This is a genomic window from Streptosporangium sp. NPDC048047, assembly GCF_040653115.1.
Taxonomy (GTDB): Bacteria; Actinomycetota; Actinomycetes; order Streptosporangiales; family Streptosporangiaceae; genus Streptosporangium.
In genome coordinates this window covers 27,399-48,775 of record NZ_JBEZNH010000055.1, presented here as the reverse complement: position 1 = coordinate 48,775, position 21,377 = coordinate 27,399, and the positions used below count along the sequence as shown (strand labels likewise).

The 21,377-nt window shown below is 71.5% G+C and carries 12 protein-coding genes; 7 read left to right on the top strand and 5 right to left on the bottom strand.

Annotation, left to right across the window (positions count from 1 at the left end; all coding sequences use genetic code 11):
• The 5 genes from AB0D67_RS32015 to AB0D67_RS31995 all read right to left on the bottom strand — a co-directional run.
• Positions 1 to 553, bottom strand: a 553-nt coding sequence (locus AB0D67_RS32015) for a LacI family DNA-binding transcriptional regulator (protein ID WP_362944317.1), incomplete at its 3' end; no start/stop codon positions are given.
• The gene (locus AB0D67_RS32010) at positions 543 to 2,162 is read right to left on the bottom strand and encodes a glycoside hydrolase family 13 protein (protein ID WP_362944315.1); all 1,620 of its coding nucleotides are present in this window, start codon (positions 2,160 to 2,162) and stop codon (positions 543 to 545) included. The genes AB0D67_RS32010 and AB0D67_RS32015, both read right to left, overlap by 11 nt.
• A 127-nt stretch (positions 2,163 to 2,289) precedes the next feature.
• Positions 2,290 to 3,168, bottom strand: a complete 879-nt coding sequence (locus AB0D67_RS32005; protein ID WP_362944313.1) for a carbohydrate ABC transporter permease — start codon at positions 3,166 to 3,168, stop codon at positions 2,290 to 2,292.
• Positions 3,165 to 4,160, bottom strand: coding sequence for a sugar ABC transporter permease (locus AB0D67_RS32000; RefSeq protein ID WP_362944311.1), 996 nt, complete (start codon positions 4,158 to 4,160; stop codon positions 3,165 to 3,167). Before AB0D67_RS32000 ends, AB0D67_RS32005 begins: the two co-directional genes overlap by 4 nt.
• Before the next feature lie 25 nt (positions 4,161 to 4,185).
• A complete protein-coding gene (locus AB0D67_RS31995) occupies positions 4,186 to 5,484 on the bottom strand; it encodes an extracellular solute-binding protein (protein ID WP_362944309.1) in 1,299 nt (432 codons plus the stop codon).
• Positions 5,485 to 5,842: 358 nt separating this feature from the next.
• On the opposite strand from AB0D67_RS31995, the gene pulA reads away from it, so the two are divergent.
• From pulA to AB0D67_RS31960, 7 genes are all read left to right on the top strand, one after another.
• The gene (gene pulA, locus AB0D67_RS31990) at positions 5,843 to 11,713 is read left to right on the top strand and encodes a pullulanase-type alpha-1,6-glucosidase (protein WP_362944307.1); all 5,871 of its coding nucleotides are present in this window, start codon (positions 5,843 to 5,845) and stop codon (positions 11,711 to 11,713) included.
• A 202-nt stretch (positions 11,714 to 11,915) separates the two neighbouring features.
• Positions 11,916 to 13,661 carry a carbohydrate-binding module family 20 domain-containing protein gene (locus AB0D67_RS31985; RefSeq protein WP_362944305.1) on the top strand — a complete coding sequence of 582 codons (1,746 nt, stop codon included), beginning with the start codon at positions 11,916 to 11,918 and terminating at the stop codon, positions 13,659 to 13,661.
• Between the two features lie 92 nt (positions 13,662 to 13,753).
• Positions 13,754 to 16,735, top strand: coding sequence for a carbohydrate binding domain-containing protein (locus AB0D67_RS31980; RefSeq protein ID WP_362944303.1), 2,982 nt, complete (start codon positions 13,754 to 13,756; stop codon positions 16,733 to 16,735).
• Between the two features lie 372 nt (positions 16,736 to 17,107).
• The gene (locus AB0D67_RS31975) at positions 17,108 to 17,806 is read left to right on the top strand and encodes a phosphoribosyltransferase (protein ID WP_362944301.1); all 699 of its coding nucleotides are present in this window, start codon (positions 17,108 to 17,110) and stop codon (positions 17,804 to 17,806) included.
• 76 nt (positions 17,807 to 17,882) lie between these two features.
• Positions 17,883 to 18,557 carry an alpha/beta hydrolase gene (locus AB0D67_RS31970; protein WP_362944299.1) on the top strand — a complete coding sequence of 225 codons (675 nt, stop codon included), beginning with the start codon at positions 17,883 to 17,885 and terminating at the stop codon, positions 18,555 to 18,557.
• Between the two features lie 163 nt (positions 18,558 to 18,720).
• Complete coding sequence (locus tag AB0D67_RS31965) at positions 18,721 to 18,906, top strand: CsbD family protein (protein ID WP_362944297.1); 186 nt, start codon at positions 18,721 to 18,723, stop codon at positions 18,904 to 18,906.
• A 230-nt stretch (positions 18,907 to 19,136) separates the two neighbouring features.
• Positions 19,137 to 21,251 carry an N-acetylneuraminate synthase family protein gene (locus tag AB0D67_RS31960; RefSeq protein WP_362944322.1) on the top strand — a complete coding sequence of 705 codons (2,115 nt, stop codon included), beginning with the start codon at positions 19,137 to 19,139 and terminating at the stop codon, positions 21,249 to 21,251.
• Positions 21,252 to 21,377 lie beyond the last annotated feature (126 nt).

Below are 21,377 nucleotides of genomic sequence, written 5' to 3'. Positions count from 1 at the left end.
GATGCTGCACCGCCAACCGCGCCGCCGCCCGATCATCCGGCGAGATGAACGGCGCCGGCACGTCGTCGGCGTGGCCGTTGAGCAGGACGATCGGCACGCCCTGCCCGATGAGCTGGGTGTAGCGGTCGGAGCGGGCGGTGGTGTCGGCGTGCAGGCCGGAGACGAAGATGATGCCGCTGACGCCGCGCTCGACGAGCAGCTCGGTGAAGTCGTCCTCCACCACCCCGCCCGGCACCTGCGTGCACAGCACCGGGGTGTAGCCGTGCTGGGACAGCGCCTTCTCGAAGGCCTGGGCGAACGTCGGGAAGATCGGGTTGTCCAGCTCCGGGATCACCAGGCCGACCAGGCCGTTGCTGCGCTGGCGCAACCGCTGCGGACGCTCGTAGCCCATCAGGTCCAGGGCGACGAGCACGGCCTGCCGGGTGGCGGAGGAGACACCCGGCTTGCCGTTGAGCACCCTGCTGACCGTCGCCTCGCTGACCCCCGCCTGCGCGGCGATGTCGGTCAGCCTGGCCGTACCGCTCGACAGGGGGGCGGCGCCGTTAGGCGGCATCGCGGTCCCACCAGACGGCGGAGTCGGGCGCCAGGCGGGCCACGCCGTCCGCGACGGCGGGCTCGGCGCTGGCCAGCAGCACCCGTCCGTGGACGGGGATCTCCACCGGCTCGCCGGTCAGGTTGACCGTGCAGGCGAACCCGTCGCCCCGGGCGTAGGCGAGCGTGCCCTCCGGGGAGCGGAGCCAGGTCAGCGGGGCGTCGTCGAAGGCCCGCCGCTCCCGGCGGATGCGCAGCGCCTCCCGGTACAGCCGGAGGATGGAGGCGGGGTCGCGCAGCTGGGACTGGACGCTGAGCGGGCCCCAGGAGGCCGGCATCGGCAGCCAGGACTCCTCGATGCCCGGCAGGCTGAAGCCGAAGTGCGGCTCGACGTCGGCCCACGGGATCGGCACCCGGCAGCCGTCGCGGCCGTCGTCGGGGTTGCGCAGCCGCTGCGGGTCGCGCAGGAACTCCTCGGGCAGGTCGAGGACCTCCGGCAGGCCCAGCTCCTCACCTTGGTAGAGGTAGGTCGAGCCGGGCAGGGAGAGCGTCAGCAGGGCCGCGGCACGGGATCTGCGCAGGCCGGTCTCGCCGCCGCCGTAGCGGGTGGCGTGGCGTTTGACGTCGTGGTTGGACAGCACCCAGGTCGTGGGCGCGCCGACCATGCCGGCCGTGGCCAGCGACTCGGTGATCACCTTGCGGAAGACCGGGGCCTCCCACGGCGCGTTGAGGAAGTGGAAGTTGAACGCCTGGTGCAGCTCGTCCGGGCGGACGTAGTTGGCCAGCCGCTCGGGGTTCGGCGCCCACGCCTCGGCGACGCCGATCCGCTCGCCCGGGTAGGAGTCCAGGAGGCGGCGCCAGGCGCGGTGGATCTCGTGGACGCCGTCCTGGTCGAAGAACGGCACGACGTCGGCGCCGATCATCCGCACCTGGTCGGGGTGGCCGACGTCGGGCAGCCCCTCGGCCTTGACCATGCCGTGGGCGACGTCGATGCGGAAGCCGTCCACCCCCATGTCGAGCCAGAACCGCAGGATCGACTCGAACTCGGCGTGGACCTCGGGGTGCTCCCAGTTGAGGTCGGGCTGCTCGGAGGCGAACAGCCGCAGGTACCACTCCCCGTCGGGGAGCCTCGTCCAGGCGGGGCCGCCGAAGACCGACTCCCAGTCGTTGGGGGGCAGCTCCCCGTCCTCGCCCCTGCCCGGGCGGAAGACGTAGCGCTCCCGTTCGGGGCTGCCGGGCCCGGCGGCCAGTGCCTGCTGGAACCACACGTGCTGGTCGGAGGTGTGGTTGGGCACCACGTCGACGATCACCCGCAGGCCGTGCCGGTGGGCGTCGTCGATCAGGGCGCGGGCGTCGGCCAGCGACCCGAAGATGGGGTCCACGTCCCGGTAGTCGGCCACGTCGTAGCCGAAGTCGGCCATCGGCGAGGTGTAGAACGGGGTCAGCCAGAGGGCGTCCACGCCGAGGTCGGCGAGATACCGCAGCCGGCTCCGTACGCCCAGCAGGTCGCCGATGCCGTCGCCGTTGCCGTCGGCGAAGCTCCGCACGTAGACCTGGTAGATCACGGCGTCGCGCCACCAGCGGGTGGCGGTGGTCTCGCCGGCGTGGCCGACCTGGACGAGCTCTGTCATATCAGTCCCCCGATCAAATGACATATCAGGACGTGGTGTGCTTGGTATGCGGTGGTACCCGGTTACCGGTTGGTACGCGACGGCACCGCCCGGTGCGCCGCGGCGCCGCGCCACGGGCGGCGCCGGCTCACGACTTGGTCGCCCCCGCGGTGAGCCCGGCGACCAGATGGCGCTGGACCAGCAGGAAGACGACCGCCGCGGGCAGCGCGATCAGCACCGCCGAGGCCGTCAGCAGGCCCCAGTCCGACCAGTGCTGGCCGACGAACTGCTGCAGGCCGACGGCGAGGGTGCGGGTGCCCTCCCCCGTCATGAAGACCGAGGCGTAGGCGACCTCGCCCCAGGCGGTCATGAAGGAGTAGAAGGCGGTGACCGCGATACTGGGCCGGGCCAGCGGCAGGATGACCCGCCAGAAGGTGCCGAACGGCGTCAGCCCGTCGATCATTCCGGCCTGGTCGATCTCGCGCGGGATGGAGTCGAAGTAGCCCTTCATCATCCAGGCGCAGAACGGCACCGCGACCGTCATGTACGCGATCACCAGGCCCGGGATCTGGTTGAGCAGCCCGAGGCCGGCCATGAGGTTGTACAGCGGCACGATCAGGATGGCCACCGGGAACATCTGGGTGACCAGCAGCATCCACATCACGCCGCGGTAGCCCGGGAAGCGGAAGCGGCTGATCGCGTAGCCGGTCGTCGAGGCCAGGAAGACGCCGATGATCGTGGTCAGGCCGGCGACGATCACCGAGTTGAGCAGCCAGTTCGGGAAGCCCGTCTCGGTCAGGACGCGGGTGTAGTTGTCCAGCGACGGCTGGTCGAAGATCTTCAGCTCGGTGGACAGCCAGCCGTCGCGCGGCTTGAGCGAGGTCAGCACGAGCCAGACGATGGGGAAGATCGAGATGAGCGAGGCGACGATGAGCGTCGCGTGCAGCAGGATCGAGCTGCCGACGCTCCGGTCCTCACGGCCGCGGACGCGGCGGGGCCGCGCCCGCTCTGCGGTGGCGGTGCTCACCAGACCTCCCCCTGCCTGCGCAGCGCGCGGCGGTAGACCAGGGCCATCACGACGAGGAGCAGCAGGATGATCACGCCCCAGGCCGCCGAGCCCGAGTAGTTGCGGATGCCGGTGAAGGCCTCGCGGTAGGCGTAGGTCACCAGGATCTCCGTGGCGCTGCCGGGCCCTCCCCCGGTGATCAGGAAGATCAGCGGGAACATGTTGAACGTCCAGATCGTGCCGAGCAGCACGACGGTGCTGGAGACGGTGCGGAGCCCGGGGATCGTGATGTGCCGGAAGCGCTGCATCGGCGTGGCGCCGTCCACCTCGGCCGCCTCGTAGAGCTCGGCGGGGATCGACTGGAGCCCGCCGAGCAGGGCCACCATCATGAACGGCACGCCCACCCAGACGTTGACCGCGATGACCGCGATCTTCGCGGTGGTGGGGTCGTCGAGCCAGCCGACGCCGCCCAGCCCGGCCGCGCGCAGCATCGCGTTGATGACGCCGAAGTCGCTGTTGTAGAGGTAGCGCCAGATGAAGGCGGCGACGAAGCCGGGGATCGCCCACGGCAGGATCAGCAGCAGCCGGTAGAACGAGCGGAAGCGCAGCCTGCGGTTGAGCATCATCGCCAGGCCGAGGCCGATGCCGTAGTGCAGGGCGACGCAGGCGACGGTCCAGATGACCGTCCAGGTCAGCTTCTCCCAGAAGACCCCGCCGGTGAGGATCTCGACGTAGTTGCCGAGGCCGACGAACTCGTAGGTCGAGGGGATCACGTTGACGCCGATGGTCCGGCCCATCGTGGCCTCGGTGGCGTCGGTCAGGGACAGGTAGACGCCCCGGACCAGCGGCCAGCCGATCAACAGGGCGGTGACCGCGATGACCGGGGCCACCATGGCCCAGGCGTACCAGTACCGCGACGTGGCGCGCCGGAACGGGCCGGGCCTCCTGGGCCCGCCCCGGCCGCGGGCGCCGTCTTCGGCGCCCGCGGCCCGGTCCCTGGTCGTGCCGGTCACACGTCCAGTGGAGGTCGCCACGGTGTCAGCTCCAGTCCTTGAAGATGCCGCGGTACTTCTGGTCGACCGACTTGAGCATGTCCTCGGGCGAGGTCTTGCCGCCCACCAGGGCCTGGTAGCCCTCCAGCAGCGGCTGGAAGAGCTGGCCGCCCTCGGGGATCCACGGCCGCGGGACCGCGGTGTCGAGGATCGGCTTGAAGGTGGCGACGTCCTTGTTGCCCGTGACGTCGGGGTTGTCGTAGGCGGAGGCGCGGGTCGGCAGGAGGCTGATCTCCTTGGCGATCTTCGCCTGGGCCTCGGGGGTGCTCATGAAGCGGACGAACTCATACGAGGCGTCCAGGTTCTTGGAGCCGGCGTAGATGGCGTAGTTCCAGCCGCCGGTGGGGGCGCCGGCCTTGACCGAGCCCGCGGGGACCGGGGCGATGCCCAGGTTCTCCTTGTCCTTGAACTCCTTGCCCTGGTAGACCTCGGCCAGCGACCACGGGCCGTTGTAGATCATCGCGGCCTTGCCGTCCTTGAGGGCGGTCATCGCGTTGACGTAGCTGTCCTGGATGGCCGGCTTGGGCGCGGCGCCCGACTTGACCAGGTCGTCGATCGTGGCCATCGCCTTGACGTTGGCCGGGGAGTTCACGATGATCTTCTTGCTCTTGACGTCGAGGGTGTCGCCGCCCTCGCCGTACATGAACGGCAGCAGGAAGTAGGCGTCCACGTTGAGGGCGATGCCGTCGGCGCCGGTCTTCTTCTTGACGTCGAGGGCGGCCTGCTTGAGCTCCTCGACCGTCTTCGGGGCCTCCTCGTGCCCGGCCTCCTTCAGCAGCCTCTTGTTGTACAGCAGCGCCAGGGTGTCGGTGACCTGCGGCACGGCGTAGGCCTTGCCGTTGTACTTGGTGCTGCTCAGCGGGCTGGGCAGGAAGTCGGACTCGTTCTCCAGGGCGCGGGTGCCGTCCAGCGGCTGCAGGTAGCCGAGCGAGGCGAACTGGGAGGTCCAGGCCACCTCGGAACGGATCACGTCCGGCGCGCCGGAACCGGCCTGCGCGGCGGTCTGGAACTTGTTCTGCGCCTGGTCCGAGGGGACGTTCTCGTACTTGACCTTGATGTTCGGGTACTTCGCCTCGAACTCCTTGATGAGCGCCTGGAACGTCGGGCCCTCACTGTCCGGCCGGACCGTGTCCCACCAGGTGATCTCACCCTTGATCTTCGTGGGGTCCGACGGGGCCGAGTTGGCCGGCGCCGCCGCCGAGCCGCCGTCGCCACCGCCGCAGGCCGAGACCGCAAGGGCGAGGGCCGCGACGATCGTCGCGGCCGAGAAGGCTCGCCGCATCATTTCTCCTCATGGTTCAGGGGACCGGACCGGGGTGGGGAGACTCCGGACCGGGGTTGGAGTACGCCGGACGTTACGCCGCCGTGAACTCCTTTGGAAGAACTTGCTGCAAGAGTCTGCAAACTTGTTACAAACCCGGAGGAGTCCACCGATCCGTTATCTTCTCCCCGCCCTGACCTGGGTGGGAGCAGGGCCGTCCCCCCGCCGGCAGGAGGCGGAAAGCCCGGCGGGGGCGGGCCCATGGAACCCCGGACGGCACCTCGGGCGGTTTCGTGCAGAAAGTTTCCGCAAGGGATTGCATAGATCATGCCTAATGAGTAACTTCCGGGCAACACCCCCGAAACAACCGTGGAGGCCACCGGTGGTCCGGCCGCTCCCCCCACGGCGTGCGAGGACGGGACCGCTCACCGCGGCCCTCACCGCGGCGGCGCTGCTCGTGCCGCCCCTCGCCGCCCCCGCCCACGCGTCGTCCCCCGCCTCCGCGCCACCGGGCGCCGTCGGAACACCCGGTGCCCCGGCCTCGGCCCCCTCGGCCCCGCCGGCCCCCGCGGCGCCCGTCGTCTCCGCGCTGAGCCGTACGGCCGAGCCCGCCGACAGGGACCTCGCCCGGGACGCCGCGCGCACCGCGCTGACCCGCGAGCGGTTCTACTTCGCGATGACCGACCGGTTCGCCGACGGCGACCCCGGCAACAACCGCGGCGGCCTGTCCGGCGACCGGCTCACCACCGGCTACGACCCCGCCGACAAGGGGTTCTACCAGGGCGGCGACCTCAAGGGCCTCATCGGCAGGCTCGACTACGTCGAGAACCTCGGCAGCACCGCGATCTGGATCACCCCGGCCTTCCGCAACCGGCCCGTCCAGGGCTCCGGCGCGGACGCCTCGGCCGGCTACCACGGCTACTGGATCACCGACTTCACCCGGATCGACCCCCACCTGGGGACGAACGCCGAGATGAAGAAGCTCGTGCGCGAGGCGCACAAGCGCGGGATGAAGGTCTTCTTCGACATCATCACCAACCACACCGCCGACGTCATCGACTACAAGGAGAAGACCTACTCCTACCGCTCCAAGGGCGCCTACCCCTACGTCGACGCCCGCGGCGTGCCGTTCGACGACCGCGCCCACGCGGGCAAGGGCACCTTCCCCGAGGTGACCGCCGACTCGTTCCCCTACACGCCGGTCGCGCCGAAGAACGCCAAGACGCCCGCCTGGCTGAACGACCCGACGATGTACCACAACCGGGGCGACTCCACCTTCAGCGGCGAGAGCTCCGAGTACGGCGACTTCTCCGGCCTCGACGACCTGTGGACCGAACGGCCCGAGGTCGTCAAGGGCATGGCCGACATCTACAAGACGTGGGTCCGCGAGACCGGCATCGACGGGTTCCGCATCGACACCGCCAAGCACGTGAACATGGAGTTCTGGGAGCGGTTCTCCCCCGCCCTGCACGACTACGCGGCGAAGCAGGGCAACAAGCGGTTCTTCATGTTCGGCGAGGTCTACTCCGGCGACCCCGCCTTCACCAGCCGCTACTCCACCCGCGGCGGGCTGGACGCCACCCTGGACTTCCCGTTCCAGGAGGCCGCCCGCTCCTTCAGCGGCGGCACCGCGGACGCCGCCCGGCTGGCGAGGCTGTACGCCGACGACGACCACCACACCGACGCCGACGCCGACGCCTCCTCGCTGCCGACCTTCCTCGGCAACCACGACATGGGCCGCATCGGCCGCTTCATCGCCCAGGACAACCCCGGCGCGGACGACGCCGAGCTGCTCCGCCGCGACCTGCTGGCCCACCGGCTGATGTACCTCACCCGGGGCCAGCCGGTCGTCTACTACGGAGACGAGCAGGGCTTCACCGGGAGCGGCGGCGACAAGGACGCCCGCCAGACGATGTTCGCCTCCAAGGTCGGCGACTACCTGGACGACGACCTGATCGGCACCACGGCCACCCACGCCCGCGACAACTTCGTCCCCGGCCACCCGCTGTACCAGGGCATCTCCACCCTGGCGAAGCTGCGCCAGGACCACCCCGCCCTCGCCGACGGCGCCCAGATCGAGCGCCTGGCGTCCGGCGGCGTCTACGCCTTCTCCCGGATCGGCGCCCGCGAGAAGGTCGAGTACGTCGTGGCGGTCAACAACGCCGAGCAGGCCCAGGCCGCCGCCGTGCCGACGTTCTCCCCCGGCATGGCCTTCACCAAGGTGTACGGCGAGGGCCCCGCAGACCTGACCTCGGGCGCCGACGCGAAGCTGGCGCTGACCGTGCCGGCCCTGTCGGCCGTCGTCTACAGGGCCCGCGGGGCGCTCGCCGCCCCGGCCGCCGGCCCGGCCGTCTCGATCGTCCTGCCCGGCGCCGAGATCAGGGGCACCGCCGAGGACGGCCGGATCCCGGTCACCGCCACCGTGCCCGGAAGCGGCTTCGACCAGGTGACGTTCGCCGCCAGGGTCGGCGACGGCGGCTGGAGGGTGCTCGGCACCGACGACGCGCCCAACGCCACGGCGGCCGGCCGTACCTTCCGGGTCTTCCACGACCTGCGCGGGATCCCGGCCGGCACGAAGATCGCTTACAGGGCGGTGGTGAAGGACTCCGCGGGCCGTCTCGCCTCGGCCACCGCGTCCGCCGCCGTCGGCGCAGAGCCCGCCCCGCAGGACCCGGGCGCGGTCACCCGGGACTGGCTGGTCGTGCACTACCAGCGCCCGGACGCGAAGGACGCCGGGGACTACGACGGGTGGGGCCTGCACGTCTGGGGCGACGTGGAGCGGCCCACCGAGTGGGGCGCCCCGCTCCCGCTGACCGGCGAGGACTCCTACGGCAGGTTCGCCTGGGTCAGGCTCAAGCCGGGCGCGGCGAACGTCGGGATCATCGTCCACAGGGGCGACGAGAAGGACGGCGGCGACCGCGTCGTCGACCCCGCCAGGACCGGCGAGGTCTGGGTGGCCTCCGGCAGGGCGGAGACCTACGCCTCCCGCGCCGAGGCCCAGGGCTACGCCACCGTCCACTACGCGCGGCCGGACAAGGACTACGACGGCTGGGGCCTGCACCTGTGGGGCGACGGCCTGGCCGACGGCGCGGGCACCGACTGGGCGTCCCCGCGCCCGCCGGACGGCGCCGACTCCTACGGCGCGTTCTGGAAGGTCCCGCTGAAGAACGCCGCCGCCCCGCTGAACTACATAATTCACAAGGGCGACGTCAAGGATCCCGGGCCCGACCAGACGTTCACCCCGGCCGCGCGGCCGGAGGCGTACGTCGTCTCGGGGAAGGCGGAGGTCCACCCGACCCGGGCCGCGGCCGAGAACGTCGCGATCGTGCATCACCACCGGCCGGACGGGAAATACGACGGCTGGGGACTGCACCTGTGGGGTGACGTGGCCGCGCCCACCGAGTGGGCCGCCCCGCTCCGGCCCGAGGGGCGCGACGCGTTCGGGCTCCGTTTCCGGATCCCCCTGAAAGAGGGGGCGAAGACCGTGAGCTACATCGTCCACAACGGCGACGACAAGGACCTGCCCGGCGACCAGTCGCTCGACGTGGCCGCCACCGGCGGCGAGGTCTGGCGGATCGCCGGCGTCGAGGGGAACCTGCTGCCGCAGCCCGCCGCCCACGGCGCGGACGCCGACCTGACCAAGGCCGCCGCCCAGTGGATCGACCGCGGCACGGTCGCCTGGAAGGTACGGCCGTCCGACGCCCTCCACCACTCGCTGGCCTTCTCCGCCAAGGGCGACATCGCCTACGCCGACGGCGACCTGACCGGCGACCTCCGGATCATCCGGCTGGTCCCCGGGACCCTCACCGACGCGCAGAAGGCCAAGTGGCCGCACCTTTCCGGGCACGCCGCCCTCACCGTGGACCCACGCGACACCGGCCTGGTCGCCGAGGCGCTGCGCGGGCAGGTCGTGGCCGTCGAGCGGGACGCCTCCGGCGCGCTGCTGACCGCCACCGGCGTGCAGCTGCCCGGCGTGCTCGACGACGTCTACGCCAAGGCGGCCGGAGCCGAGCTGGGCCCGGTCTGGGACGGCGCGCCCCGGTTGTCGGTCTGGGCGCCGACCGCGCGCAAGGTCGAGCTCGCGCTCTACCGCGGCCCGTCCGGCGGCGAGCGCGCCGTACAGCCGATGCGCCGCGACGACGCCACCGGCGTCTGGTCGGTGCGGGGCACGCCCGCCTGGAAGGGCCGCTACTACACCTTCCTGGTCACGGTCTACTCCCCCGCCGCGGGCAAGGTCGTCACCAACGAGGTGACCGACCCCTACAGCGTGTCGCTGGCCGCCGACTCCGTCCGCAGCCAGCTCGCCGACCTGGGCGACCGGTCGCTGCGGCCCGACGGCTGGTCGTCGCTCGCCAAGCCGGAGGCCGTCCCCCAGGCCAGGGCGTCGATCCACGAACTGCACGTGCGCGACTTCTCCGCCTCCGACGCCACCGTCCCCGCCGACCTGCGCGGCACCTATGCGGCGTTCACCGGCGACCACGCCGGCATGCGGGAGCTGCGCAAACTGGCGGAGGACGGCCTGACCCACGTCCACCTGCTGCCGGTCTTCGACATCGCGACCGTCCCCGAGAAAAAGGCCGACCGCGCCGAGCCGGACTGCGACCTGGCCGCGCTGCCCGCCGACTCCGAGCGGCAGCAGGAGTGCGTCGGCGAGACCGCCGCCAAGGACGCCTTCAACTGGGGCTACGACCCGCAGCACTACACCGTGCCCGAGGGCTCCTACGCCTCCGACCCGGACGGCACCGCCCGGATCAAGGAGTTCCGCGGCATGGTGCAGGGCCTGAACAGGGCCGGCCTGCGGGTGGTCATGGACGTCGTCTACAACCACACCCACGCCGCCGGCCAGGACCCGACCTCGGTGCTCGACCGCGTCGTGCCCGGCTACTACCACCGGCTGCTCGACGACGGCGCGGTGGCCACCTCCACCTGCTGCGCGAACACCGCCCCCGAGCACGCGATGATGGGCAAGCTCGTCGTCGACTCCATCGTCACCTGGGCGAAGCAGTACAAGGTGGACGGCTTCCGCTTCGACCTGATGGGCCACCACCCGAAGGCCAACATCGTCGCGGTCCGCAAGGCCCTCGACGCGCTCACCCCGCGGAAGGACGGGGTGGACGGCAAATCGATCATCCTGTACGGCGAGGGCTGGAACTTCGGCGAGGTCGCCGACGACGCCCGCTTCGAGCAGGCCACCCAGGCCAACATGGCCGGCACCGGGATCGGCACCTTCAACGACCGGCTGCGCGACGCGGTGCGCGGCGGCACGCCGTTCGACGCCGACCCCCGCATCCAGGGCTTCGGCTCGGGCCTGGCCGGCGCGCCCAACGGCTCACCCGCCAACGGCACCGCCGAACAACAGCGGGCCCGCCTGCTGGGCTACCAGGACCTGATCAAGGTGGGCCTGACCGGCAACCTGCGCGACTACGCCCTCACCGACTCGCGCGGCAGGCGGGTCAAGGGCTCGGAGGTGGACTACAACGGCTCACCCGCCGGCTACACCGCCGAGCCGGGCGAGGCCGTCACCTACGTCGACGCCCACGACAACGAGACGCTGTTCGACGCGCTGGCCTACAAGCTGCCGCAGGCCACCGCGATGGCCGACCGGGTGCGCATGCAGTCGCTGTCGCTGGCCACCGCCGTCCTCGGGCAGGGCACCTCGTTCGTCCACGCCGGGACCGAGCGGCTGCGCTCGAAGTCGCTGGACCGCAACTCCTTCGACTCCGGCGACTGGTTCAACCGGCTGCTGTGGGACTGCGCGCAGGGCAACGGCTTCGGCGCGGGCCTGCCGCCCAGGGCGGACAACGAGGACAAGTGGCCCTACGCCCGGCCGTTGCTCGCCGCCCCGGCGCTGAAGCCGGACTGCGCGGCGATCACCGCGGCGCGGAACCTGTACGGCGAGCTGCTGAGGATCCGCTCCTCCTCCCCCGCCTTCACCCTCGGCTCGGCCGCCGAGGTGGGCAGGCGGCTGACCTTCCCGCTGAGCGGCGACGCCGAGACGCCGGGCGTGCTGACCATGCACCTGGACGCCTCGGGGATCGACCCGAAGTGGGACTCGCTGACCGTCGTGTTCAACGCCACGCCCGAGAAGCGGTCGCAGACCGTGGCCGCCCTCAGGGGCGCGGCGGTGACCCTCCACCCCGTCCAGGCGGGCGGGACCGACGCCGTCGTGAAGACGTCGGCCTTCGACCCCGCCACCGGCACGCTGACGGTGCCGGCCCGCACGGTCGCCGTCTTCGTCCGGCCGCACGGCTGATTCGTCCGGCCGCGCGGCTCAGAGCCGCGTGGGGCGTCCGCACGACCCCGCGCCGCCCCACCCGGTCCTCCCGCGGACGAGGTCCGCGGGAGGACCACCGTAAGGCCCCGGGGCCCCATGGCCCCGGGGAGGAAAGACCCGGGCCGGGTGCTGCAACACCCGGCCCGGCGAAGGGAATCCGTCCATCCATCTGGAGGCCCCCGTGAGATCCTACAAAGCCGTCCTGGCCGTGGCGGCGACCGTCCTGGCGAGCGCCGCCGTCGCGCTCCCCGTCACGACCGCCACCCCCGCCGCTGCCGCGCCGCCCACCCCCGGCCCGATCGCCAACCTGTGGAACTGGAACTGGAACTCGGTCGCCAGGGAGTGCACCGGCGTCCTCGGCCCCGCCGGGTACGCCGCCGTCCAGGTCTCCCCGCCGAACGACTCGATGAGCAAGGGCGGCTCGGTCTGGTGGGACGTCTACCAGCCCGCCCGCTACACCCTCACCAGCAAGTTCGGCGACGAGAACGCGTTCCGGAACATGGTCGGCGCCTGCCATTCCGCGGGCGTCAAGGTGCACGCCGACGTGGTGATCAACCACATGACCGGGCAGGGCAGCGGCAGCTACGGCGGCTACTCCTTCGGCAAGTACGGCTATCCCGGGCTGTACTCCTCCGCCGACTTCCACTCCCCCGCCTGCACGATCAACGACTCCGACTACACGAACGACGCCTGGCGGGTGCAGAACTGCGAGCTGGTCGGCCTGGCCGACCTCGACACCGGCTCCGACTACGTCCGCGGCCAGATCGCCGGCTACCTCAACCGGCTCACCTCCCTCGGCGTGGACGGCTTCCGGGTGGACGCCGCCAAGCACATCTCCCCCTCCGACCTGTCGGCGATCAAGGGGCGGCTGAGCGGCTCGCCGTACCTGCACCAGGAGGTCATCGAGGGCCCGAACGAGGCCGTCAGGCCGAGCCAGTACACCGGCGTCGGCGACGTGCACGAGTTCGTCTACGGCCGCAAGCTCAAGGAGCAGTTCACCGGCCAGATCAAGTGGCTTTCGACCTTCGGGCAGAGCTGGGGCCTGTCGGTGCCGAGTGACAGGGCCGTGGTCTTCGTCGACAACCACGACACCGAGCGCAACGGCTCCACCCTCAACTACAAGTACGGCGACGCCTACCGGCTGGCGAACGTCTTCATGCTGGCCTGGCCGTACGGCACGCCCGCCGTCTACTCCGGCTTCACCTGGGGCGACAAGGAGGCCGGTCCCCCGTCGGCGAACGGCGGGTTCGTCACTGACACCGACTGCGGGAACGGCCGGTGGACCTGCTTCCACCGGCAGATGAGCGGCATGGCCGCCTTCAACCGGGCCGTCGCGGGCACCGCGGTCGCCAACTGGTACGACAACGGTAACAACGTGATCGCCTTCAGCCGGGGCGACCGGGGCTGGGTCGCGATCAACAACGAGGGCGGCTCCGTCACCCGGACCTTCACCACCGGCCTGCCCGCCGGCACCTACGCCAACGACGCCGGGAGCGGCACGGTGACGGTCGCGGCGAACGGCACCGCGTCGGTGACCGTCCCGGCGAAGGGCGCGGTCGCCGTCCACGTCGGCGGCCCCCGGCCCACCTCCTCTCCCACACCCACCTCCACCCCCACCGATCCCCCCACCCAGGACACGGTCGCCACCACCTTCGCGGTGAACGCCACGACCTCCTGGGGGCAGAACGTCTTCGTCGTGGGCGACGTGCCCGAGCTCGGGAACTGGAACCCGGCGAACGCGGTGGCGCTGTCGTCGGCGGCCTACCCCGTCTGGCGGGGCACGGCCGGCCTGCCCGCCGGGCGGACGATCTCCTACAAGTACATCAAGAAGAACCCCGACGGCTCGGTGACCTGGGAGAGCGACCCCAACCGCTCGTTCACCACGCCCTCCGGCGGCACCGCGACGCGCAACGACACCTGGCGCTGACCACCCCCGGGTAACAGCTCGACGATCCACCACCCCGGGCGCCCACCGCGCCCGGGGCCCTCATCAGCGACCCGCGCGGAGGACGAACGACCATGCGCTCATCCCCCTCACCCGCCCTCCTGCTGCTCACCGCCACGGCCCTCGCCCTGGCCGGCGCCGCCGTCCCGTCGACGGCGGCGGCCGCGAACAGCGTCACCGTCTACTACGCCACCGGCTGGCCGGCGGCCAACATCCACTACGCCCCCAACGGCGGCTCCTGGACGTCCGTCCCCGGCGTCGCCATGAACGAGACCGCCTGCGCCGGCTGGAAGAAGAGGACCATCGACCTCGGCTCGGCCACCGGCCTCAAGGCCGCCTTCAACAACGGCTCCGGCGCCTGGGACAACAACGGCGGCGCCGACTACACCATCGGCACCGGCACGGTGAAGGTCTCCGGCGGCGATGTCACCTCCGGCGACCCGTGCTCCGGCGGGACCGGCCCCGGCGGCAAGGCCGAGGTCTTCTACCACAAGAAGACCAAGGGGTGGCCGACGGTCAACGTCCACTACCAGCCCACCGGCGGCTCCTGGACGTCCGTCCCCGGCGTCGCCATGAACGAGACCGCCTGCGCCGACTGGGCGAAGAGGACCATCGACCTCGGCTCGGCCACCGGCCTCAAGGCCGCCTTCAACAACGGCTCCGGCGCCTGGGACAACAACGGCGGCGCCGACTACACCCTCGGTTCGGGCCGCACCACCGTCAAAGACGGCGTGGTGACCGCGAACGCCGCCGATCCGTGCACGCCCGCGCCCGAGGATGAGACCCCGCCCGGCGCGCCCACCGGCCTGACCGCCACCGCGCAGGACACCACCATCAAGCTGAGCTGGAACGAGGCCACCGACGACGTGGGCGTCACCGGCTACGAGATCACCCGCGTCAAGGACTCCGGCGCCCCGGTGACCCTGACCACCGCCACCAACACCGTCTACACCGACGCCCGCCTGGACCCGCGGACCACCTACACCTACACGGTCAGGGCTCTGGACGCGGCCGGCAACAGATCGGAGGCGAGCCCCGCGGCCTCGGCGAAGACCGGCGACGAGCCGGCCACCCCCGGCAAGGGCTCTCCGCTGGGCGGCGACCCGCGTGAGGACAGCATCTACTTCGTGATGACCGCCCGGTTCAACGACGGCGAACCCGCCAACAACCGGGGCGGCAGCCAGCACGTGAAGTCGGGCAACGCCGCCGCCGGCGACCCGATGTTCCGCGGCGACTTCAAGGGCCTGATCGACAAGCTGGACTACATCAAGGGCCTGGGCTTCTCCGCGATCTGGATCACCCCGGTCGTGCTGAACCGCTCCGACTACGACTTCCACGGCTATCACGGCTGGGACTTCTACCGGGTCGACACCCGGCTGGAGACCCCCGGCGCGACCTACCGGGACCTGATCGACAGGGCGCACGCCAAGGGCATCAAGATCTTCCAGGACGTCGTCTACAACCACAGCTCCCGCTGGGGCGCCAAGGGCCTGTACGTGCCCGCGGTGTGGGGCTCGCGCGACGGCGAGTGGAAGTGGCTGTACAGCAGGAAGGACCCCGGCAGGGAGTACGACCCGATGGAGGAGCAGCGGGGCGACGACCCCGAGCTGACCGCCGCGCAGAACGAGATGGCCAAGGGCCGCCCCTACAACGGCGACCTGTGGTCGGCCACGGCCCCGGCCGGGAACACCTGCCGGGACTACGGCACACCCACCTCCTACCGGAGCCCCGAGGGCTTCACCATCCGCAACTGCCAGTGGCCCAGCCCGACCTCCGGCATGTTCCCCGCGCAGTACTACCACCAGTGCTGGCTCGGCAACTGGGAGGGCGCCGACTCCAAGAGCTGCTGGCTGCACGACGACCTGGCCGACCTCAACACCGAGAGCAAGGCCGTCCAGGACTACCTGATCGGCGCCTACAACTCCTACATCGACATGGGCGTGGACGGCTTCCGCGTCGACACCGCCGTGCACGTCTCCCGGCTGACGTGGAACCGGCGCTTCCTGCCCGCCATCCGGCAGCACGCCACCGCCGTGCACGGCGAGAAGGGCAAGGACTTCTACGTCTTCGGCGAGGTCGGCGCGTTCGTCCACGACAAGTGGAACCGCGGCTCGGTCAACCACTCCGCGCAGTTCTACACCTGGAAGGAGCGTAAGGAGTTCGACCCCGACGACGCCAAGGCGGTCGTCGAGCAGTACGACTACGAGAACCTCATGGGCACCGCCAACCAGCCCACCAGTGACAACGCATTCCTGCGCGGCAACGACTACCACGCCCCCGACCACTCGAAGTTCTCCGGCATGAACGTCATCGACATGCGCATGCACATGAACTTCGGCGAGGCGTCCAACGCCTTCACCGCCGGCAAGGACTCCGACGACAGCTACAACGACGCCACCTACAACACCGTCTACGTCGACTCCCACGACTACGGCCCCAACAAGTCGAACGAGCGCTACGCCGGCGGGACCGACGCGTGGGCGGAGAACATGTCGCTGATGTGGACCTTCCGCGGCATCCCGACGCTCTACTACGGCTCGGAGATCGAGTTCCAGAAGGGGAAGAGGATCGACTGCGGGCCGACCTGCCCGCTGTCCACCACCGGCCGCGCCTACTACGGCGACCACCTGGCCGGGTCGGTCACCGCCTCGGACTTCGGCGTCGTCTCCTCGGCGACCGGCGCGGTGGCGCAGACCCTGGACAAGCCGCTGGTCAAGCATCTGCAACGGCTCAACCGGATCCGCCGGGCGGTCCCGGCGCTGCAGAAGGGCCAGTACTCCACCGAGGGCGTCAGCGGCCAGATGGCCTACAAGCGCCGCTACACCTCCGGCGCGGTGGACAGCTACGCGCTGATCACCGTGACCGGAGGCGCGACCTTCACCGGTGTCCTGAACGGCACTTACGTGGACGCGGTCACCGGCGACCGCAGGACCGTCACCGGCGGCACCCTCACCGTCGCCGCCCCCGGCAAGGGCAACGCCCGCGTCTACGTGCTCGACCTGCCGGGCAACCCGGCCCCGGGCAAGGTCGGTGACGCCGGGCCGTACCTGAAGTAGGGCCGGTTCAGCCGCCCGGCGGGCCGTACGGCCCGCCGGGCGGTGTCCGTCTCCCGGTGTCTCCCCGGGAGCCCGCGTCAGGTCAGGTGCCAGACGTGGAAGGCCGGGCCGTCGGCGGGCAGGGTGACGACGGCGTCGTCCCGGAGAGCGGCTCGGCCCCTCCGTACACGGGAACGGCCGAGCGGGCGGCGAGCGGGAGTCGGACCGGGCGGGCACGGGATGCGCGGGCCCGGCCGCGGGCGTCCCGCAAAGACCGTGACCCGGACAGGTAAAACCCGTGCCACATTCACCGCGCCTGGAAAGTCGATTGCCCCGATTTGGGGATATTCACTGGAGGACAGGGCGCACCTACGGCGAGCGGGGGTGGGAGCCGTGTCGGATGACCTGTTCACCATGCCGGACGACATGGACGGCACGTTCGAGGACCGGCGGGACGCAGGACGGGTCCTCGCGCGCCTCCTGGAGCGCTACCGCGGCAGACCCGACGTCGTCGTGCTGGGACTGCCGCGCGGCGGCGTCCCGGTGGCGTACGAGGTCGCCACGGCCCTCGGAGCCCCGCTGGACGTCTTCCTGGTGCGCAAGCTGGGCGTCCCGGGCCGCGAGGAGCTCGCCATGGGCGCCATCGCCAGCGGCGGCGTCATCGTGCTCAACGAGGACATCGTCGGACGGCTCGGGATCTCACAGTGGGCCATCCGCGCGGCGGCCGCCCGGGAGGGCCAGGAGCTGGTCCGGCGGGAGGACGTCTACCGGCAGGGGCGGCCCGCGCTGGACCTCGACGGCAGAACCGTCATCGTCGTGGACGACGGCCTGGCCACCGGGGCGAGCATGCGCGCCGCCCTCCAGGCGCTCCGCCGCCACCGGCCGGCCCGGACCGTCGTCGCCGTGCCGACCGCGCCCGATTCGGTCCACCGTGACTTCGCCCACCTGGCCGACGAGCTGGTGTGCGCCGTCACGCCCCCCTACTTCACCGCCGTCGGGCAGTCGTACCGGGACTTCACCCAGACGACGGACGGGGAGGTGCGGAGCCTCCTGCGCTCGGCGGCGCGGTCCCGGCCGGCGACGACCGGCTAGGTCCCGCCACAGGACCGGCAGCCGGTGGAAGCCGGCGGGCGCCTCACGGGAGGGGGTACATGTGAACGCCGTCCGGATGAACCTTGAACGCCTGGAGATCCCGGCCGCCGACGTCGTGCTGGAGGCCGACGTCGCGGTGCCGCATCCGGCGTACGGAATGGTGCTGTTCGCGCACGGCAGCGGCAGCAGCCGCCACAGCCCGCGCAACCGCCACGTGGCGGGCGAGCTGCAGAGGGCCGGGCTGGCGACGGTCCTCGCCGACCTCCTCACACCGCAGGAGGAGCGGATCGACCTGGTAACCGGTGAGTTCCGCTTCGACATCGGGCGGCTCGCCGTACGGCTGGCCGGGCTGACCGACTGGCTGGCCCGGCACAAGCCGACCGCCGGACTCGACGTCGGCCTCTTCGGCGCCAGCACGGGCGCGGCCGCCGCGCTCGTCGCCGCCGCGGCGCGGCCCGCGGTGAAGGCGATCGTCTCCCGCGGCGGGCGGCCGGATCTGGCCGGTGACGCGCTCCGGTCGGTCCACCAGCCCACCCTGCTCATCGTCGGGGAGCGCGACCCGATCGTCATCAGGCTCAACCAGGAGGCGATGGAGCTGCTGCCGGGAGAGACGGCCCTGGAGATCGTGCCGGGGGCCACGCACCTGTTCGAGGAGCCCGGCGCGCTGGAGCAGGTGGCCCGCCTGGCCCAGGAGTGGTTCCTGGGCCATCTGGCGCGCGAGCGGCACCCGGAGGGCGGGGACGGCGGCTGAGAGCACCGGGCCGGCATCGATACCAAGATCTGACAGCCTGCCGTAATTCATCACTCTAAGTAAGTGATTAGTCACTTAAAGTGATCGAAATGACGGTTGGTTCGCCGCTCCCAGGCTATGAGAAGGGGTGACGAATTGGTCGTTGACTACGGGGGGACCCACGATGACGAACTTCGACCAGATCAAGGGCAAGGCCAAGGAGAACGCCGGTGAGGCGGTGAACGACGACGAGATGGCCGCCCGGGGCCGCATGGAGCGCGCCAAGGGCAAGGGCAAGGAGGCCGTCGGCAAGGCCAAGGACAAGGCCAAGAAGGCCGCGGACGACACGCGCGGCAGGTTCGCCGAGTAGTCCGGCCCTCCGGAGACCGCGGCTTTCCGGTCATGGGCGCCGCGGGCGGCGATGGACGCCGCCCGCGGCGCTCGCGCGTCACCGGGTCCCCGGAAAGTTAAGGCGGGTGACCCTGGGCGTTCAGCTCGGGCACCCCTGAACGGTCACCCTCGTGGCTAGGTTCGGCGAGCACCCCGGTTCGGGGAAGTTCGTCCGTGTCACGAGGAGTCACCTTGCGAGTCTTGGCCGTTGTGCCCGCCCGTGGCGGTTCCGTGGGCGTGCCGCTGAAGAACCTGGCCGCGGTGGGCGGCACCCCGCTGGTCGCCCGCGCGGTGCGGGCCTGCGTGCGGGCCGAACTGGTCGACGAGGTCGTGGTCAGCACCGACCACGCCGAGATCGCCCGGGTGGCCCGCGAGGCCGGGGCTCAGGTGGTCGAGCGGCCGCAGGAGCTGAGCGGGGCCACCGCCTCCAGCGAGTCGGCGGTGCTGCACGCGCTCGACCGGCTCGGCGAGGACCCGGAGGTGGTCGTGCTGGTCCAGTGCACCAGCGCGTTCGTCGACCCGGCCGACCTCGACGCCGCCGTCACCAGGATCCTGGACGGCGGCGCGGACGTGGTCTTCTCCGGCCTGGAGACGCACGAGTTCCTGTGGGACGCCGCCGGCGCGGGCGTCAACCACGACCCGTCCTTCCGCCCGCGCCGCCAGGACCGCGAACCGCACTTCCGCGAGACCGGCGCGTTCTACGCGATGCGCGCCGACGGCCTGCGCGAGCACGGGCACCGCTTCTTCGGCAGGGTCGCCGTGCAGCCCGTACCGCCGCGGCACGCCGTCGAGGTCGACTCCCCCGAGGACCTGGAGATCGTCCGGGCGCTGGCGCCGTTCGTGGACCGGCCCGAGCCCATCGACGTGGACGCCGTGGTCACCGACTTCGACGGCGTGCACACCGACGACCGCGCCTACGTCGACCAGGACGGCCGCGAGATGGTCGCGGTCAGCCGCTCCGACGGCATGGGGGTGGCGCTGCTGCGCGGATCCGGCGTCAAGCTGCTGATCATGTCCACCGAGCGGAACCCGGTGGTCGCCGCCCGCGCCCGCAAGCTCGACGTGCCCGTCCTCCAGGGGCTGACCGACAAGCGGACCGTGCTGCGCGACTGGCTGGCCATCGAGGGGCTCGACCCGGCCCGCGTCGCCTACGTCGGCAACGACGTCAACGACCTGGGCCCGATGAGCGAGGTCGGCTGGCCCGTCACCGTGCCCGACGCCCACCCCCGGGTCCGCGCCGCCGCCCGGGTGGTGCTCACCAGGCCCGGCGGTGCGGGGGCCGTACGGGAACTGTGCGACCGGATCCTCGCCGCGCGCCCCGGAACCGGGACGGCGCCCGCCCCCGCACCCGCGTCCATGCCCGCCTCCGCACCGGCCTCCGCGTCCGTGCCCGTCCCCCGCGCCGAGCTGAAGACGGCGCCGGCCGCCGGTCCGGTGCGGATCGGCGACACGCTGGTCGGCGCGGGCCTGCCGGTCTACGTGATCGGTGAGATCGGGATCAACCACAACGGCGACCTCGACATCGCGCGCAGGCTCATCGACGTGGCAGCCGACGCGGGTTGCCAGGCCGTCAAGTTCCAGAAGCGCACACCGGAGATCTGTGTGCCGCCGGAGCAGCGGGACCAGATCCGGCAGACGCCGTGGGGCGAGATGACCTACCTCGAGTACAAGATCAGGACGGAGTTCGGCCGGGACGAGTACACCGCGATCGCCGAACACTGCCGCGAGCGGGGCCTCCACTGGTTCGCCTCGCCGTGGGACGTGCCGTCGGTGGAGTTCCTGGAGTCCATGGACGTGGTCACGCACAAGGTCGCCTCGGCGAGCCTGACCGACCTGGAGCTGCTGCGCGCCCTCGCCGCCACCGGCAAGCCGATCATCCTGTCCACGGGGATGTCCACGCTGGAGGAGATCGACCGGGCGGTAGAGGTCCTCGGCACCTCCAGGCTCGTGCTGATGCACGCCACGTCCACCTACCCCCTCCCCCCGGAGGAGGCCAACCTCCGCACGATCCAGACCCTCCGGGAGCGGTACGGCGTGCCGGTCGGCTACTCCGGCCACGAGCGCGGCCTGCAGATCTCACTCGCCGCGGTGACGCTGGGCGCGGTGGCCGTGGAACGGCACATCACGCTCGACCGCACGATGTGGGGCTCCGACCACGCCGCCTCACTGGAACCCGCCGGGCTGGAGCACCTGGTCCGCGACATCCGCGTCATCGAGAGCGCACTGGGCGACGGCGTGAAGCGCGTCTTCCCCGGCGAAGAAGCCCCGAAGTCCCGTCTGCGGCGTGTTTATGGCGACGCTGCGCGTCGCGGCTCGGGGGCTTGAGAGCCGGTGTCTTCCCTCGTCACTCCGTCGCTTCGCTCCTGCGTTCCTCAGTCCAGACACCGGCGCCCCCTCGCGGGTCCCAACACCGGAGTCCCCGAGCGGGTCCGGAGACCGGAGTCCGTGGGC

Bases quoted from the DNA above. Each gene is read 5' to 3' on its own strand.
- AB0D67_RS32010 (WP_362944315.1), bottom strand. From the start codon at position 2,162: ATGACAGAGCTCGTCCAGGTCGGCCACGCCGGCGAGACCACCGCCACC.
- AB0D67_RS31995 (WP_362944309.1), bottom strand. From the start codon at position 5,484: ATGATGCGGCGAGCCTTCTCGGCCGCGACGATCGTCGCGGCCCTCGCC.
- AB0D67_RS31980 (WP_362944303.1), top strand. From the start codon at position 13,754: ATGCGCTCATCCCCCTCACCCGCCCTCCTGCTGCTCACCGCCACGGCC.
- AB0D67_RS31970 (WP_362944299.1), top strand. From the start codon at position 17,883: ATGAACCTTGAACGCCTGGAGATCCCGGCCGCCGACGTCGTGCTGGAG.
- AB0D67_RS31965 (WP_362944297.1), top strand. From the start codon at position 18,721: ATGACGAACTTCGACCAGATCAAGGGCAAGGCCAAGGAGAACGCCGGT.